Annotated in this window: 7 protein-coding genes; 6 read left to right on the forward strand and 1 reads right to left on the reverse strand. The window is 73.3% G+C overall.

The annotated features are described in order from the left end of the window. Positions 1-105: 105 nt before the first annotated feature. The 6 genes from KDY119_RS04830 to KDY119_RS04855 all read left to right on the forward strand — a co-directional run bounded on the left by KDY119_RS04830 (position 106) and on the right by KDY119_RS04855 (position 15648). Positions 106-1185 carry a LacI family DNA-binding transcriptional regulator gene (locus tag KDY119_RS04830; RefSeq protein ID WP_083890964.1) on the forward strand — a complete coding sequence of 360 codons (1080 nt, stop codon included), beginning with the start codon at positions 106-108 and terminating at the stop codon, positions 1183-1185. Between the two features lie 172 nt (positions 1186-1357). Beyond that, complete coding sequence (locus KDY119_RS04835) at positions 1358-7603, forward strand: GH92 family glycosyl hydrolase (protein ID WP_148284220.1); 6246 nt, start codon at positions 1358-1360, stop codon at positions 7601-7603. A gap of 140 nt (positions 7604-7743) precedes the next feature. Continuing rightward, on the forward strand, positions 7744-9591 hold the full coding sequence (locus tag KDY119_RS04840) for an HSP90 family protein (protein ID WP_153022006.1): 1848 nt from the start codon (positions 7744-7746) through the stop codon (positions 9589-9591). 64 nt (positions 9592-9655) lie between these two features. Beyond that, complete coding sequence (locus KDY119_RS04845; protein ID WP_153022007.1) at positions 9656-12604, forward strand: hypothetical protein; 2949 nt, start codon at positions 9656-9658, stop codon at positions 12602-12604. A 142-nt stretch (positions 12605-12746) separates the two neighbouring features. Further along, positions 12747-14789, forward strand: a complete 2043-nt coding sequence (locus KDY119_RS04850) for a glycoside hydrolase family 9 protein (RefSeq protein ID WP_194174341.1) — start codon at positions 12747-12749, stop codon at positions 14787-14789. A gap of 37 nt (positions 14790-14826) precedes the next feature. After that, a complete protein-coding gene (locus KDY119_RS04855) occupies positions 14827-15648 on the forward strand; it encodes an exodeoxyribonuclease III (protein ID WP_036952252.1) in 822 nt (273 codons plus the stop codon). Here the strand turns inward: KDY119_RS04855 and KDY119_RS04860 are convergent. Beyond that, entirely contained in the window at positions 15636-16928 is a 1293-nt protein-coding gene (locus KDY119_RS04860) for an MFS transporter (RefSeq protein WP_036952249.1), read from the reverse strand. The two genes, KDY119_RS04855 and KDY119_RS04860, sit on opposite strands and share 13 nt — an antisense overlap. Positions 16929-16950: the final 22 nt, after the last annotated feature.

A 16950-nucleotide genomic window follows, 5' to 3' on the forward strand; every position in this document is an offset into this window, starting at 1 on the left:
ACTCCCGGCGAGTCCGGGTGGCAGCGGATGCACCGCGTTTCGATACGCCGCAGTCCGAGGCGGTAGGCTGGCGCGACCATCGGGAGCGCGGGAGAGGCAGGGCTCATGGGCGCGGACGGCACCGAGAGCGGTGTGAGGACGAACCAGCACGACGACACGAACACCGTGGCGGGCACGGGGCGTCGCCCCACGCTCGCCGACGTGGCAGAACGCGCCGGTGTGAGCCTCAAGACCGCCTCCCGGGTCATGAACGGCGAGCGCTACGTCGCCGAGCAGACCCGAGAGCGCGTCCTCGGCGTCGCCGACGAGCTCGGCTTCCGCCTCAACCCGATGGCGAGCCTGCTCAAGCGCGGGGTCGTGCCCGGCGTCGTCGCGTTCATCACGGGCGACCTCGCGAACCCCTTCTACTCGGTCATGGCGAAGGGCGTCGAGCAGGAGGTCCGCGGGCTCGGGCTCCAGCTCACCATCGCGAGCTCCGACGAGGACCCCGACGCCGAGGCCGTGCTCGTGGACCAGCTCGCGCTCAGCCGGGTCCGCGGCATCATCCTGACCTCGACCCTGACGTCGCACGCCGCGTTCGTCGACGTGCAGGAGCGCGGTGTGCCGATCGTCTTCGTCGACCGTCCGCCGTCGGGCATGGACGCGGACGCCTTCCTCCTGGACAACTACGGGGGCACGCGGGCCGCCGTCGAGCACCTCCTGGCCGCGGGCCACCGTCGCATCGCGTACGTGGGCGACTACGCGCGCCTGCACCCGCAGCGCGAGCGGCAGCGCGCCTTCGGCGACGCGATGGAGGCGGCCGGCGTGACGGACTGGCGCGGCCTGGTGCGCGAGGGTGCCCACGACGCCGAGTCCGCAGCCGAGACGGTCAAGGCGCTGCTCGCCGACGACCCGGACGTGACCGCCGTGTTCTCGTCGAACAACCGCATCACCACGGGTGTCCTGCACGCGATGGCCGAGGTCGCGCCCGACCTCGCGCTCGTCGGCTTCGACGACTTCGACCTCGCCGACCTGCTCGGGGTGACGACGGTGTCGTACGACCCTGCGGAGATCGGGCGGCAGGCCGCCCGCGCGCTGCTGGCGCGCGAGGGGCGTCGCGTCGACGACCCGCAGACGTGGGTCCTGCCCACGCGTCTCGTCGCCCGCGGGTCGGGCGAGCGAGCGCCGCGTACGCGCGCCTCCTGAGCTGCTTCGTCCGGTCTCGCCACCGTCGTCCCTCCGATCGGCTCGTCCCTGTTGACACCTCCTCTCGGGCTGTCTACTGTCTGGCTTGACTGACAGCGATGTCAGACAGCGCTGCCCACGCGGGGCCGCGCCCGGATCGAACGTCATGGACGACGAACCCCAGGAGTCGAGGATGAGCCTGCAGTTCAGCGATGCCGGGCGGCCGCCCGGCCGCACCCGGAGACGAGCGGCCTCGGCCGCGCGCGTCGGCACGGTCGGCGCGGTCAGCGCCGCACTGATCGCCACGCTCGGCGGCCTGGTCGCGCCCGCCGCCCACGCCGACGACGCCCCCGCGGGAGGCACGTTCGCGTCGTCGTTCGAGAAGAGCGACGCCGCACCGCTGCTCAGCACCGCGTTCAGCGACCCCGTCAACGTCACCGGCGCGCGCTACGCGAACGGGAGCCTCCTCCCGCACGTCACCGGCGTCACGGCGTCGGGCGAGAACCCGCCGTCGGAGACGGCCGTCAAGGCCGCCGACGCCGACAGCTCCACCAAGTGGCTCGTGAAGGCGAGCACCGGCTGGCTGCAGTACCAGCTCGACGCCGCCCAGACCGTCAAGCAGTACACGCTCACGTCGGCCAACGACTCGTCGGGCCGCGACCCCAAGGCGTGGACGGTCCAGGGCTCGACCGACGGCAAGACCTGGGTCGACATCGACACCCAGAAGGACCAGACGTTCTCCGACCGGTACGTGACCAACACCTACACGGTCGCGAAGCCGGGCGCGTACACCTTCTACCGGCTGAACATCACCCAGAACAACGGCGACAGCCTCATCCAGCTCGCCGACTGGGACATCCAGGACGGCTCCGACACCCCGACGCCCGCCGGCCCGATGCGGACCGAGATCGGGTCCGGGCCCGTCTCGGCGCCGACGGCGAAGACGAACGCCGGCTTCAGCGGCACGCAGGCCCTGCACTACTCGGGCTCGCACCTCGCCGACGGCAAGGCGTCCTCGACCGACACGATCTACTCCGATGTCGACATCCCCGTCGGGGCGGACAGCGAGCTGTCCTACGCCGTCTTCCCGACGATGAACCCGAGCGACCTCGAGTACCCGTCGACCTACGTCGCCGTGGACCTCCAGCTCGACGACGGCACCCTGATGTCCGCCAAGGGTCTCAGCGACCAGTACGGCTTCGGCGCGGACGCCAAGGACCAGGGCAGCGAGAAGGCCCTGTACGCGGACCAGTGGAACAAGGTGCGCGTCGACCTGTCGTCGCTCGCGGGCCACCACATCACCAAGATCCTGCTCTCGTACGACAACCCGGGCGGGTCGGCCAAGACGACGTTCTCGGGCTGGCTCGACGACGTGGCGGTCCAGCACGCGACCACGATCGACGGCTCGAGCCGCACGAACTACGTCGACACCCGCCGCGGCACCAACGCGAGCGGGAGCTTCTCGCGCGGGAACAACATCCCGGCGACGGCGGTCCCGAACGGGTTCAACTTCTTCACCCCGATGACCGACGCGAGCTCGCAGAGCTGGCTCTACAACTACGCGTCGAGCAACGACTCCAAGAACCTGCCCGTCCTGCAGGCCATCGGCATCTCGCACGAGCCGAGCCCCTGGATGGGTGACCGCGACCAGCTCGCGATCATGCCGTCGCTCGCGACCGGGACCCCCGACGCCGGCCTGTCGGCGCGCGGGCTCGAGTTCTCCCACGACGACGAGACCGCCCAGCCCGACCTCTACTCGGTGAAGTTCACCGACGGGATCCAGGCCCAGGTCACGCCGTCCGACCACGCGGGCATGTACCGCTTCACCTTCCCGTCGGGCGCCGCGAGCGGCACGGCGATCGTCGACCAGGTGGCCGGCACGTCCTCGCTGAAGGTCGCCGCGGACGGCACCGTCACCGGCTGGGTCGACGGCGGCAGCGGCCTCTCCGCGGGCGCGAGCCGCATGTTCGTCTACGGGCAGTTCGACCGCGCCCCGAGCGCCGTCGGCACCGCGACCGGTCGCACCACCGCCCAGTTCGCGCGGTTCGACACGTCGTCCGACAGCTCGGTGGAGCTGCGGATCGCGACGTCGTTCATCTCGCTCGACCAGGCGAAGCACAACCTCGACCTCGAGGTCACGGGCCAGTCGTTCGACCAGGTCCGCAGCGCCGCCCAGAAGCAGTGGAACGACCGGCTGGGCGTCATCGACGTCCCGAAGGCGACCCAGGTGCAGAAGGTCAACCTGTACTCCGACCTGTACCGCCTCAACCTGTACCCGAACTCGCAGTCGGAGAACACGGGTACCGCGGACGACGCGAAGTGGCAGTACGCGAGCCCCGTCTCGGCGAAGAGCGGCACGGCCACCGACACCGCGACGAACGCCAAGGTCGTCGACGGGAAGATCTTCGTCAACAACGGGTTCTGGGACACGTACCGCACCGTCTGGCCGCTGTACTCGTTCCTCTACCCGGACGTCGCCACCGAGCTCGTGAACGGTTTCGTCCAGCAGTACCGCGACGGCGGCTGGATCGCCCGCTGGTCCTCGCCGGGCTACGCCGACCTGATGACGGGGACGAGCTCCGACGCGTCGTTCGCGGAGTCGTACCTGTCCGGCGCGATCCCGACCGACCTCGCGCTCGAGGCGTACGACGCCGCCGTGAAGAACGCGACCGTCCTCCCGACGTCGAACGCGGTGGGCCGCAAGGGCCTCGACACGTCCGAGTTCATCGGCTACACGTCGAACGCCACGGGCGAGAGCGTCTCGTGGGGCCTCGAGGGCTACATCAACGACTTCGCGATCGGGAAGATGGCGGAGAAGCTGGCGGCCGACCCCAAGACGCCGAAGGCGCGCGTCGCGGAGCTCCAGCAGGAGGCCTCCTACTTCACCAAGCGGGCCACGAACTACGTCAACATGTTCGACCCGGCGGTGAACTTCTTCCAGGGCAAGACGCCCGCCGGCACGTTCGCCAAGGACCCGTCGACGTACGACCCCACCCAGTGGGGCGGCGACTACACCGAGACCGACGGCTGGAACTTCGCGTTCCACGCGCCGTACGACATCGACGGCCTCGCCGCGCTCTACGGCGGCACGGACGGGCTGCTGAAGAAGCTCGACACGTTCTTCGCGACCCCCGAGAAGGGCACCTACGGCATCCACGAGGCCAAGGAGGCCCGTGACGTCCGGATGGGCCAGCTCGGCATGAGCAACCAGGTCTCGCACCACATCCCGTACCTGTACGCGGCGGCCGGCGAGCCGTCCAAGACGCAGGCCGCGGTCCGCGAGATCACCCAGCGGCTGTTCGTGGGCTCCGAGATCGGCCAGGGCTACCCGGGCGACGAGGACAACGGCGAGATGTCGTCGTGGTACGTGTTCTCCGCGCTCGGCTTCTACCCGCTGGCGCTCGGCTCCGGCCAGTACACGATCGGCTCGCCGCTCTACTCCGACGCCACCGTCCACCTCAAGGGCGGCGACCTCAAGATCGAGGCGCCGGACAACAGCAAGCAGAACGTGTACGTGAAGTCCGTCAGCCTCAACGGCAAGGCCCTCGACGGGGTGAACCTCGACGAGTCCGCGCTCAAGGACGGCGGCACGCTCACGTTCGACATGAGCGCCACGCCGACGTCGTGGGGCGAGCGCACGAGCGACACCGGCGTGCGCACGCCGGAGGTCGACGCGACGAAGCCGTCGTACGGCGACACCGCTGCGACCGACGACGCGGACGCCGCCACCGACCTCAGCGCGCTCGTGGACGACAACTCCCGCAGCGCCGTGACGTTCTCGTCGGCGACGCCCACGGTGACGTGGTCGTCGACGAGCGGGCCCGTGGCGGTCGCGTCGTACACGCTCACCAACGGCGCGAACGGCTCGACCCCGACGGCGTGGACCCTCGAGGGCTCCAACGACGGCGAGAGCTGGACGACGCTCGACACCCGGACGGACCAGAAGTTCGCCTGGGCCACCCAGACGCGCCCGTTCACGGTCGCGAAGCCGACGCTGTACTCGCAGTACCGGCTCCACGTCACCGCGACGAGCGACGGCAAGGCCCCGACGCTCGCGGAGCTCGAGCTGCTCGTCGACACGACCGTGCAGTCCGACACGTTCGCCCTCTACCCGGGCAAGAAGCTCGCCGGCAAGGTCGGGACCTCGTTCACGGGCGCGTACGCGACCGTGACCGGCGGCACCTCGTCCGACCCGAAGGACTTCACCGCGACCGTCGACTTCCTCGACGGCAAGGGCCCGCAGCCCGCCACGGTCACCAAGTCGGGCCTCGGGGCGCTGCAGATCACGGCGCCGCACACGTTCGACAAGGCCGGCGTCTACACGGCGCGGGTCTGGGTGAAGCAGGGTGACAAGCAGGACTCGGAGCCCGTCACGATCACGGTGTCGCGCGACGACTCGCTGGTCGGCGCGTACTCGATCACCTGCTTCACGACGCTCGGCGCCGGGATCAGCGGCGACTGCGACGGGAACGGGTTCACGTTCGACGCGGCGTCGCTCGCGACGAAGGGCTACGTGCCCGGCACCACCGTCACGGTTCCGGGGACCGACCTGACCTTCGACCTCCCGAAGGTCGCGGCGGGCAAGCCCGACACCGCCGTCGCCAAGGGACAGCGCATCGCGCTCGACCTCGGCACGGGCGCCACGAAGCTGTCGGTGATCGGGACCGCGAACGAGGACCCGCAGCACGACACCGCGACGCTGACGTTCACCGACGGCAGCACGCAGGACCTCGCGATCGACTTCGGTGACTGGGTCGGCGCGGCGAAGAACCCGCAGTTCGGGAACATCGCCGTGGCGCTGTCCGACGACCGGCTCAAGGGCTCGGGCGCCGGCGACAACCAGGCCGCCGCGGTCTTCTCGACGGCACCGGTCGACATCCCGGCGGGCAAGACCGTCGCGTCGATCACCCTGCCCGACCAGGAGAACGGTCTGGGCGACGGGCTGATCCACGTCGTCGCGATCGCGTCCGACGGGAAGCGGACCGCGCACGAGGCCCTCGCGGCCGAGGGTACGGACGTCGCCCAGCAGGCCACGGGCCAGGAGTTCACCGCGGCGCTCGCCACGGTGACCGGCGGGCTCGGCGGCCAGGACACGGCCACCGTCAACTGGGGCGACGAGACCCCGATCGACACCGCCGAGGTAGCGGACGGGAAGGTGACGGGCACGCACACCTACGCGCAGGCCGGCACCTACACCGTCTCGGTGACCGTCGACGACGGCGAGAAGAGCGTGGTCGCGACCACGAAGGTCGTCGTCAAGGCGGAGTACCACGCGGCCCTCGCGGTGACCCCGGCGAAGGTGCACCCCGGTGACACCGTGACGATCAAGGGCACCGGCTTCGAGCCGGGCGAGACGGTCGACGTGACGCTCAGCGCCACGCCGGTCGCCACCACGGCCCGCTCGCTCGCCGCCCAGCCGGGCGTCAAGGCCGACAAGGACGGCTCCTTCACCACCACGAAGACGATCCCGGCCAAGGCCGACGACGGGACCTACCCGGTCCTCGCCGTCGGGCGTGACTCGCAGGCCTCGGCCATGACGAACGTCGTCGTCGAGCACGCGAAGAAGGCGTCGTCGGTGACCCTGAGCGCGAAGGCGACCGAGGTCGCGTACGGCAACCCGGTCACGCTCACCGCGAGCGTCACGAAGCACGCGACCGGCGCGGTCGAGTTCTTCGACGGGAAGACGTCGCTCGGCCTGGTCACGATCGTCGGCCACAAGGCGCGGCTCACCCTCGACGCGGTCGCGATCGGCACGCACGCCTACACGGCGCGCTACGCCGGCGACGACGTGTACGCGGCGAGCGCGAGCAAGACGGTCAGGGTGAAGGTCGCCAAGGCGCACACCGCGGTGGGCGTCCCGGCGTTCTCGAAGCCGTCGCAGGTCTACGGCTCGACCAAGGTCGCGAAGGTGACGGCCTGGGTCACCGGCGCCACCAGCGGCACGGTCACGTTCCGCAGCGGCTCCACCGTGCTCGGCCACGCCAAGGTCGAGCGCAGCGGCTGGGGCTACCGGGCGACGGCGACCCTGTCGTCGAAGCTCAAGCCCGGCACGTACCGGAACGTCGTCGCGGTGCTCGGGGCGACCAGCACCACCGACGCCGCGGCGTCGCGACCCTCGCACACGCCGTTCCGGGTGGCCAAGGCCACGACCTCCGTCGACGTGGCGGGGTCGTCGTTCCGGTCCGGGACGCACCCGACGGTCAAGGTGCGTGTCACGAAGCTCTCGAACGGCTCCTGGCCGACCGGGACCGTGGAGATCCGGGTCGGCGGTGACACCGTCAAGAGCGTCCGGCTCAAGGCGGACGACCACGGCCGCGTGGACGTCACGCTGCCGCGGACGTACACGAAGGACGTCACCGTCCGGGCGGTCTTCACGCCGTCGTCGGAGTACGTCGAGAAGGCCACGTCGCCGAGCGTGCGGATCACCGTGCGCCGGTGACGGGCCACCCCGCCCAGGGGGGCGCTGCGGCGGGGTGAGACAGGGGAGCGGGCCACGGCCGGACACGACGTCCGGCCGTGGCCCGCGGCCGTCGTCCCCGGGTTCGGACGTGTCGGCGACGTCTGGCACGATCGAGGGCGATGACCGAGACCGCACCGCCCTCCGCCCGTCCCTTCCAGGTCGACCTCCGTGGCGTCGTCGACCTCCTCGGCCGGCACCTGTACTCCGGGCCGCGCGTGTACCTGCGCGAGCTCGTCCAGAACGCGCGCGACGCCGTCCACGCCCGGGCCGACCTCGAGCCCGACGGCACGGGACGCCCGTGGGAGGTGCGCATCCACCCGGCCGCCGGCCCGGGCGGGGTGCTGCGCGTCGTCGACGACGGCGCGGGACTGACCGCGGCCGAGGTCGGGGACCTCCTGGCGACCGTCGGGCGCAGCTCCAAGCGTGACCTGCTCGACCTGCCGCGCGAGGGGCTCCTCGGCCGGTTCGGGATCGGCCTGCTGAGCTGCTTCATGGTGACCGACGAGATCATCGTCCGGTCGCGGTCCGTGCGCGGCGACGCACCCGTCGAGTGGGTGGGGAGCGCGGACGGCACGTTCTCCGTGCGCGAGCTGACGGGCCCCGAGGCGGAGGGGATCCCGGTCGGCACCGAGGTCCGGCTCGCCGCCCGGCCCGACGACGTCGCCCTCCTCGACCACGACGGCGCGCTCGGCCTCGCGCGCACGTACGCGCGGTTCCTCGACGTGACGGTCCGGGTCGCACGCCCCGAGGGCACGTGGGACACGGTGACGCAGGAGCCCGTGTTCGCGGCGACGGGGGAGCGGCGGGCCGACCTCGCCGAGCAGGTGCGCGCGTTCGGGCGCGACCTCGTCGGCGCCGAGCCGTTCGACACGATCGAGCTCGCGGTCCCGGCGACGGGCACGCGCGGCACCGCCTACGTCCTGCCGTTCGCACCGCCGCCCGGGGCGCGGCAGGCGAGCGTCGTGCACCTCGGCGGGATGCTCCTCGACGACCGCTGGGACGGGCTGCTGCCCGACTGGGCGTTCTTCGTGCGGGCGGTCGTCGACACGACCGGCCTGCGGCCCACGGCCTCGCGCGAGGCGCTCGTCGAGGACGACGCGCTGGAGCTCACGCGCGCCGAGCTCGGTGCCGCCGTGCGCCGGTGGGTGCTCGAGCTCGGGCTGCGCCGTCCGGGACGGCTCGCCGAGTTCGTCGCCGTCCACGAGCGGTCGCTCAAGGGCCTCGTCGTGCACGACGACGAGCTCGCGTCGTTCGTGCTGCGGTGGCTGCGGCTCGAGACGTCGGTGGGTGTGCTCACGGTCGACGAGCTCGTGACGCGGTACCCCGAGGTCCGCTACACCGAGACCGTCGACGAGTTCCGTCAGGTCGCCGCGCTCGCGCCGCCGGACCGGCCCGTCGTCAACGGCGGCTACGTCCACGACGCCGACGTGGTGCGCCGCCTGCCCGACGTCTTCGACGGTGTCCGCGTGGCGCGCGCGACGGTCGAGGACGCGCTCGACGCGCTGGACGTGCCCCCGCTCGACGACCGCGCCACCGTCGCCCGGCTCGAGGACCGCGCGGGGACCGTCCTGGACGCCGTCGGCTGCGACGTCGTCGTGCGCCGGTACGAGCCCGCGGACGTGCCCGCGCTGTACCTGGCCGGGCGCGACGCGCTCCGCGCGCTCGACCGCGGGGCCGCCCGGCGCGTCGCTCCGGCCCTGTGGGCCGGCGTGCTCGGCAAGGCGTCCGAGGCCGCTCCGGGCGGCGCGACCCCGTCCGGGCCCGCCCGCCCGCGCCTGTGCCTCAACTGGTCCAGCCCGCTCGTCCGCACCCTCGCCGCGACCGACGACGACGCCGTCCTCGCCCGGACCGTCCAGCTCCTGTACGTGCAGGCGCTGCTCGCCGGCCACCGGCCGCTGCGGCCGGACGACCGGGCGCTCCTCACCGGCGCTCTCACCGACCTCGTCCAGCTCAGCGCCGCCCGCTGACCCGGACCCGCCCCACGACGCACTCGACGCCCACGACGCACCGCACCGAAGGAACGACCGCACCATGACGACGCACGCCCCCGACGCCCAGGCCGCCGGCCGCCGCATCGACGCCCTGCTCGAGGAGGTCGACCAGACGCCGTTCGGTCCGCACGAGCGGGCCCTGCTGGACCAGGCGCTCGCGCTCGCGGTCGAGGGGGAGGACGAGGTCCGGGAGTACCGGGCCCGGATGCGGCTCACCGCGTCGGCGAACATGACGGGGGACACCGACACGGTGCTGTCGTCGTTCGCGTGGTGCGTGGGCATGCACGACCGCGACCCCGAGCGCTTCCCGACGTCGGGCCCCGAGATCGGCGGGGACCTGCTGTGGCACTACAAGTGGATGTCGGGCGCGCTCTCGCTCAACCCCGTCTTCCCGGCCGAGCAGATCCACGCGGTGCTCGACGACATGGCGCAGCGGTACGACCGGGCCGGCGTGGGGCGCAGCGGCGTCGTCATGGCCCGGTTCGGCGCGGCCGCGGCGAACGGCTGGGCCGACGAGGCCGAGGCCGCGTACGCCGAGCTGCAGGTCACCCCCGACGACGAGTACAGCCACTGCGACGCGTGCGTGCGCTCCGAGACCGCGGACTGGCTCGCCGCCGTCGGACGCGAGGACGAGGCGCTTCGCCTGTACGACGAGATGGTCGCCGAGGGCTACGCGTGCGGCGAGGAGCCCGAGCGGGCCCTGTCGCAGGCGCTCGTCCCCATGCTGCGGGCGGGCCGGTTCGACGACGCGCGCGCCGCGCACCTGCGCAGCTACCGGGACGCGCGGGGGAACGCCGGCAACCTCGGCATCGTCGCGCGGCACCTCGCGTTCTGCGCGGTCACCGGCAACGAGGCTCGCGGCCTGTCGATGCTCGAGCGGCACCTGCCGTGGTTCGGGCACGACGGGCTCAACGCGCTCGAGCACTTCGAGGCGCTCGCGTCCGCGGCGCTGCTCCTCGACGCGGTCACGGCGGCCGGGCACGGGGACGCCCCGGTCCGGGGTTCGGACGGCCCGGAGCTCGCGCCGTTCGTGGGGGAGCACGAGGGCCGCTGGACCGCGGCCGAGCTCGCGCCGCGGGCCTGGGACGCGGCCGCCCGCGTCGCCGGTGCGTTCGACGCCCGCAACGGCAACGCCCACTTCGCCGGCCGGCTGGCCGGGTTCCGGGCGCTCGCGGACGAGCGGTACGACGTGCCGGTCGAGACCGACGCCCCCACGCCCGCCCCGGTCGCCGTGCCGGACCCCGACCCCGTGGACGCGCGCGGCTGGGGCGTGCGTGCGCGCGAGCGGGCGATCGTCGGGGACGTGGTCGGAGCCCTCGCCGCCGTCGACCGCGGCCTCGCGAGCGCCGACGACCGGACGCGCGCCGCTCTCCTCGGCACGCAGCTCGGGATCCTCGTGGGCGCCGATCGCCACGACGACGCCCGGCTCGTGCTCGCCGACCGGATCGCATCGCTGCGGGCGTCGGGCCAGGCGTACCAGGCGGACCTCGAGGAGCGGCTGGGCCTGGTGCTGTTCGGGACGGCCGTGCCCGACGACGCGGCCCGGCTCGAGGCCGAGGCGCAGGCGGCCCAGGAGGCCGGGGAACCGGCCGCGGCCGCCGACGCGTCGCTCACGCTCGCCGTCCTGCTGGGCCGGTCGGCCGAGGACGGCGGCGACGCGGCGGTCCTGGGCCCGCAGGTCGTCGCGGCGGCGCGTCGTGCTGCTGTCGTCGCGCCGCGTGGCGCGGAGCGTGTCGACGAGCTGTGGGAGGGTGCGACGTTCGTCCTGGCGCTCTCGCTCGCGCAGACCACGCCGGCCGAGCCGGACGCGCCGGGCCGGCCGGGTGTCGAAGCACCGTCGGGTCCCGAGCAGGCGCTCGCCGCGCTGGACGAGCTCGTCGCGTCGCTGCACGCCGCGCCCGGGAGCAACCGTGCCCGGCTCGCCGACGCGCACCGCCTGCGGGCCCGTCTGCGCGCCGGTGCGGGGGACTTCGACCGGGCGGTGGCCGACGCCTCGGCGACGCTCGAGCTGGACCTCGCGCTCGGCGCTCGCGAGCGTGCGACCGACGCCGCGATGCTCGGGGCCGCGATCCTCGGCGACCTCGGGCGCCCGCACGAGGCCGTCGCGCGGCTGCGGCTCGCGGTGCGGCAGGCGGAGCTCGCGGAGTCTCCCCGCGTCGTCGGCGCGCGGTATGCGCTCGGGCGGCAGCTCGCGGACGTCGGGGCGTCCGTGGAGGCCGTCGAGGTGCTGCAGACCGTGCTGGAGCAGGAGGAGGCCGACGGGGCGCGTCCCGCGGCGCGCGCCGAGACGCTCGAGGCGCTCGGGCACGCGTCGCGCGATGCGGACGAGCCCGGGGCCGCGGCATCCGCCTGGTCGCGCGCGGTCGACCTGTTCGAGGAGGACGGCGCGGGGGTCGGCGCGGCGCGGGTGCGGCTCGCCAACGGCACGCTCCACTTCCAGGCCGGGTACGCGCGTGACGCGGTCGAGCTGCTCGAGCCGGCGGTGGTCCAGGCGCGCGAGGCCGAGCAGCTCGGCCTGCTCGTCGACGTCCTGCACCTGCTCGGGCGTGCGCGGTGCGCCGACGGCGACCCGGCGGGTCTGCGGGACCTCGACGAGGTGCTCGACCTCGCGCGCCGCCACGACGCCTCCTGGCTCGTGGCCGACGTCACCGACTCCCGGGCCCGGTCCCTCGTCGTCCTCGACCGCCTCGACGAGGCCGTCGCCGCCGCGCTCGCAGCGTCCGACCTGTATGCCGCGGCGGGCGACACCCGCAGCGGCGGGGGCTCGCTCCTGTTCGCGGGGCGGGCGCTGCTCGAGGCGACGCGCGAGGACGAGGCGGCCGCCGTCTACCGGTCCGCGGCCGACCAGTTCGCCGCGGCGGGCGAGGCGGACGGCGAGGCCGTGACGCGCCTCGAGCTCGCGGACGTCCTCGACCGGCTCGGCCGCGGCGCCGAGGCCGCCGTCGAGCGCGCGGCGGCCGAGCGCGCCGCCGGTCCGGTCGTGCCGTAGCCCGGTCCCGCCTCGTCGTCCGAGCGACGTGTTCGGGTGGACCTCTTGTGGTGGACCTGTGCGTTCGGGCAGACTCGGAGGGAAGTCAATAGACAGGAATCCTGTCTATTGACGCCCGAGGGCGACGGAGGAGGCTGCGATGGTGACCAGGCGGAGAGTGTCCACGCGAGGCGCGGAGCGGGACGGGAGCGTCGTCGCAACGCCGACGGCGCGCCGTCGGGCCGTCCGGCGCCTCACCGGGGCGGTGCTCGCGTGCGGGCTCGGCGTCGGCCTGACACCCGCGGTCGCCGGTGCGAGCGCGAGCGCGAGCGCCGCCGTCGACGGCGTGGTCCGGGTCAACCAGCAGGGCTACCTCGCGGGCGAGCGCAAGACGGCGACCCTGATGTCCTCGCACGCGCTCTCGGGTCAGGGCTTCGTCGTGGAGGACCGGTCGGGCCGCGTGCGGCTGCGTGGGACGGTCCCCGCGTCCGACGGCGCCTGGAACAGCCGGTACCGGGCGGTGCAGAGACTCGACCTGACCGCGCTACGGTCGCCCGGCACCTACCGGGTGGTCGTCCGAGGAGCCGGTGTGACCTCCGGCTGGTTCCCGGTCACCCGGAGCGACGACGTCTTCCGTGAGCTCGTGACGAAGGGGGTGGCCTTCGACCGGCTCCAGCGCGACGGTGACGATCTCGCGCGGACCGTGCTGCCGCGGTCCGCGTCGCACCTCACGGACCGCTCGGCGCAGGTCTACGCATGGCCGGACATGGAGGAGGACTCCGACGTCATCACCGACCACGACCTCACGCCGTCCGGGGGGACCGTGGACGTCGAGGGCGGCTGGTTCGACGCGGGCGACTATCTCAAGTTCACGCACTCGGCCGCCTACGCCGACGTCGTGCTGTACACCAGCTCCGAGCTCCTCGGGTCGGCCGCCCCGGCCGCACTGCGCCAGGAGGCACGCTACGGCCTCGGCTGGCTGTCGAAGATGTGGGACGACCGGCACGGGGTGCTGTACCTGCAGGTCGGCATCGGGTCCGGCAACGAGGACGGCACGTTCTACGGCGACCACGACCTGTTCCGCCTGCCCCAGGCGGACGACACGGACACCAGCCCGCTCGACCGCTACGTCTCCCACCGCCCCGTCTTCGCGGCGAACCGGGCGGGACAGAAGATCAGCCCCAACCTCGTCGGTCGGGTCGGCGCGGCCTTCGCCCTCGCGGCGCAGGCGGACGCGCGGACGGACCGGCCGAGGGCGCTGCGGGAGCTGAAGAAGGCGCAGGACCTCTACGCGTTGGCGGCGGTCGACGACCCGCCCACCCCGCTCGTCACTGCGCTCCCGAACGCCTTCTACCCCGAGGACACGTGGCGCGACGACATGCAGCTCGGCGCGGCGCAGATCGCCGTGGCCGCCCAGCGGCTCGGCAAGCCCGGCGGAGCCTACGTCGCGGACGCGGCCCGCTTCGCGAAGGAGCGCATCGCCGCGCCCGGCGACGACACCCTGAACCTGTACGACGTGGGCGCGCTCGCCGACGTCGCGCTCGCCGACGCCCTCCGGACGGTGCCGGGTCGGACGGTCGCCGTCGACCGGGCCGATCTCACCGCGGACCTGCGCCGCCAGCTCCGGCTCGGGGTCCGGGCGTCGCACGAGGACCTCTTCGGTGCCCCGGTCGACATCGACCAGTTCGACGCCAACTCGCACGCCTTCGGGTTCATCACGACGGCTGCTCTCTACCAGCGGCTGACGGGCGACACGCGCTACGCGGGGTTCGCGTCGGACGTCCGAACGTGGCTCATGGGCGGTGACCCGTGGGGTGTCACCGCGATGGTCGGGGTGGGCACGCGGTTCCCGCAGTGCATCCAGCACCAGGTCGCCAACCTTGCGGGGTCGCTGACCGGCGGCCGGGACGTCGCCGTGGGGGCGGTCGTGAACGGGCCCAACGGGGCCGACAACTTCGACGGCGGCCTGGGCGGGTTCCAGGACGGGATGCGTCGCTGCACCAGCGCGTCGGACCACCTCGACCGGTTCGACGGGAAGGGGAGCCGCTTCGTCGACGACGTGCGGTCCTGGCAGACGGACGAGCCGGCACTCGACATGACCGGCGCGGCGATCCTGGCCGGCGCGTCGTCGCTCGCCGCGGCCCCGCGGACGGTGCCGTGGTGGGTGCGCCCGTGGTTCCGTCCCGGGGCCGCGCTCGGCTCGTGATGCGGGAGTTGTCGGACCCGTCGGCGATGATCGTGGTGTGCTCACCATCGCCACCGTGAACGTCAACGGAATCCGTGCCGCCGTGAAGCGCGGCATGCTCGACTGGGTCGCCGACCGCGCGCCGGACGTGCTGCTCCTGCAGGAGGTCCGCGCCACCGACGAGATCCTCGACGGGTTCTTCCCCGAGGGCTGGCACGTCGCCCACCAGGCGAGCGACCTCAAGGGCCGCGCCGGGGTCGCGGTGCTGTCCCGGCTCCCGGTGTCGGCCGTGCGGGTGGGGCTCGAGCACCTGCACCCGGCCGGGGCCGCCGAGCCGCCCGTCGACACGGGCCGCTGGGTCGAGGTCGACGTGGAGGTCCCGGGTTGTGCGGAGGTCGTGACCTTCGTCTCGGCCTACGTCCACTCGGGCACGGCGGGGACGCCGAAGATGGACGAGAAGTACGCCTACCTCGAGAAGGTCACCGCCCGGCTCGGCGAGCTGGTCGTGGACCCGGAGCGGCTCGCGGTCGTCGCCGGGGACCTCAACATCGCGCACCACGAGGCCGACATCAAGAACTGGCGCGGCAACAAGAAGGCTGCGGGCTTCCTGCCCGAGGAGCGCGCGTACCTGGACCGCTGGTTCGACGGCCTCGGCTGGGTCGACCTGGGCCGACGCTTCGCGGGCGCCGTCGAGGGGCCGTACACCTGGTGGTCGTGGCGCGGGCAGGCCTTCGTCAACGACTCGGGCTGGCGGATCGACTACCAGCTCGCGACGCCGGCACTCGCTGCGCGCGCCAAGTCCGTCGACGTGGACCGTGCCGAGAGCTACGAGGCGCGGTTCTCCGACCACGCACCGGTCGTCGCGACCTACGACTTCTGAGGGTCCGTGGCGTCGGTCGGATCCTCCTGGTAGCGGGGGAGCGTCGTCATCGTGAGCAGGGGCGACAGGACGACGGGCAGCGCCGAGGCAGCGGAGATGCCCACCCCCACCCAGATCGCGGGGACGACGCCGAGCCACGCGCCGAGCCAGCCGCCCAGCAGGCCGCCGATCGGCATGGAGCCCCAGACGATGAACCGGACGGACGCGTTCATGCGCCCGAGCAGGCGCGGTGGGCACAGGCGTTGGCGGAAGCTCACCGTCGCGATGTTGTAGACGACCATCGCGAAGAACGTCAGCCCGAGGCCGACGACGAGGCTGACGACGGGCGGCCAGGGGAGGACGCCCGCGAGAGGGACGAGGACGCCGGGGGCGACCATCGCGACGGCGGACACGGGGATCAGGCGGGCCTCGCCGACGAGTCGCGCCGCCCGCTCGCCGGCGAGCGCGCCGAGCAGGCCGCCGACGGACGCCGCCGAGAGCGCGGTCCCGAGCGCGGCCGGGCTGAGCCCGAGCGTGCGCAGGACGAACAGGGTCTCGAGCGCGCTGATCACGGACCAGCCGAGGTTCCCGATCGACGTGCAGGCGACCATGCGCACGAGCAGCGGCTGGTGCACCACGAACGCGAGCCCCTCGCGGATCTCGTGGAGCATCGGCTTGCGCTCTTCGCGTGGGGGCAGCTCCTCGACGGCGCGGATCCGCGACACGAACACGACGGACAGCAGGTACGTCACGACGTTGACCCCGAGGACGGCGCCGGCCGAGACGAAGCGGAGGAGCTGGCCGCCGAGCGCGGGCCCGGCGACCTGGGCGACCGACGCGGTGGCCTGGAGCTTGGCGTTCCCTTCGACGACGTGGTCGAGCCCGACGAGCGAGGGCACGTAGCTCTGGTGCGCGACGTCGAAGAACACGGTGGCGCAGCTCATGACGAGGGCCGCGGCGTAGAGGATCGGCATCGTCAGGACGCCCGTGAGCGCGCACGCGACCACGACGCCGAGGACGGTGGCGCGGACCAGATCCGCACCGATGAGCACGCGCCGCTTGCGCAGGCGGTCGACCCACGCGCCGGCGGGCAGGCCGATGAGGAGGAACGCCGCCGACTCCGCGGCGGTGAGCGCGCCCATCTCCCAGGCGGTCGCAGCGAGGGTGTTCACGGCGAGCACCGGGATCGCGAGCAGGGCGAGCTGGGCGCCGAGCTGCCCGAACGCGTCGCCGGCCCAGAGCGCGCGGAAGTCGGCGTGCCGGGCGAGGGAGCGGCGTCGGAGGGGGGTCTCTGTACTCACCGGATCATCGTGGCTCCACCGA

This window comes from Luteimicrobium xylanilyticum (genome assembly GCF_009429125.1).
In the GTDB taxonomy this organism is placed as follows: domain Bacteria; phylum Actinomycetota; class Actinomycetes; order Actinomycetales; family Cellulomonadaceae; genus Luteimicrobium; species Luteimicrobium xylanilyticum.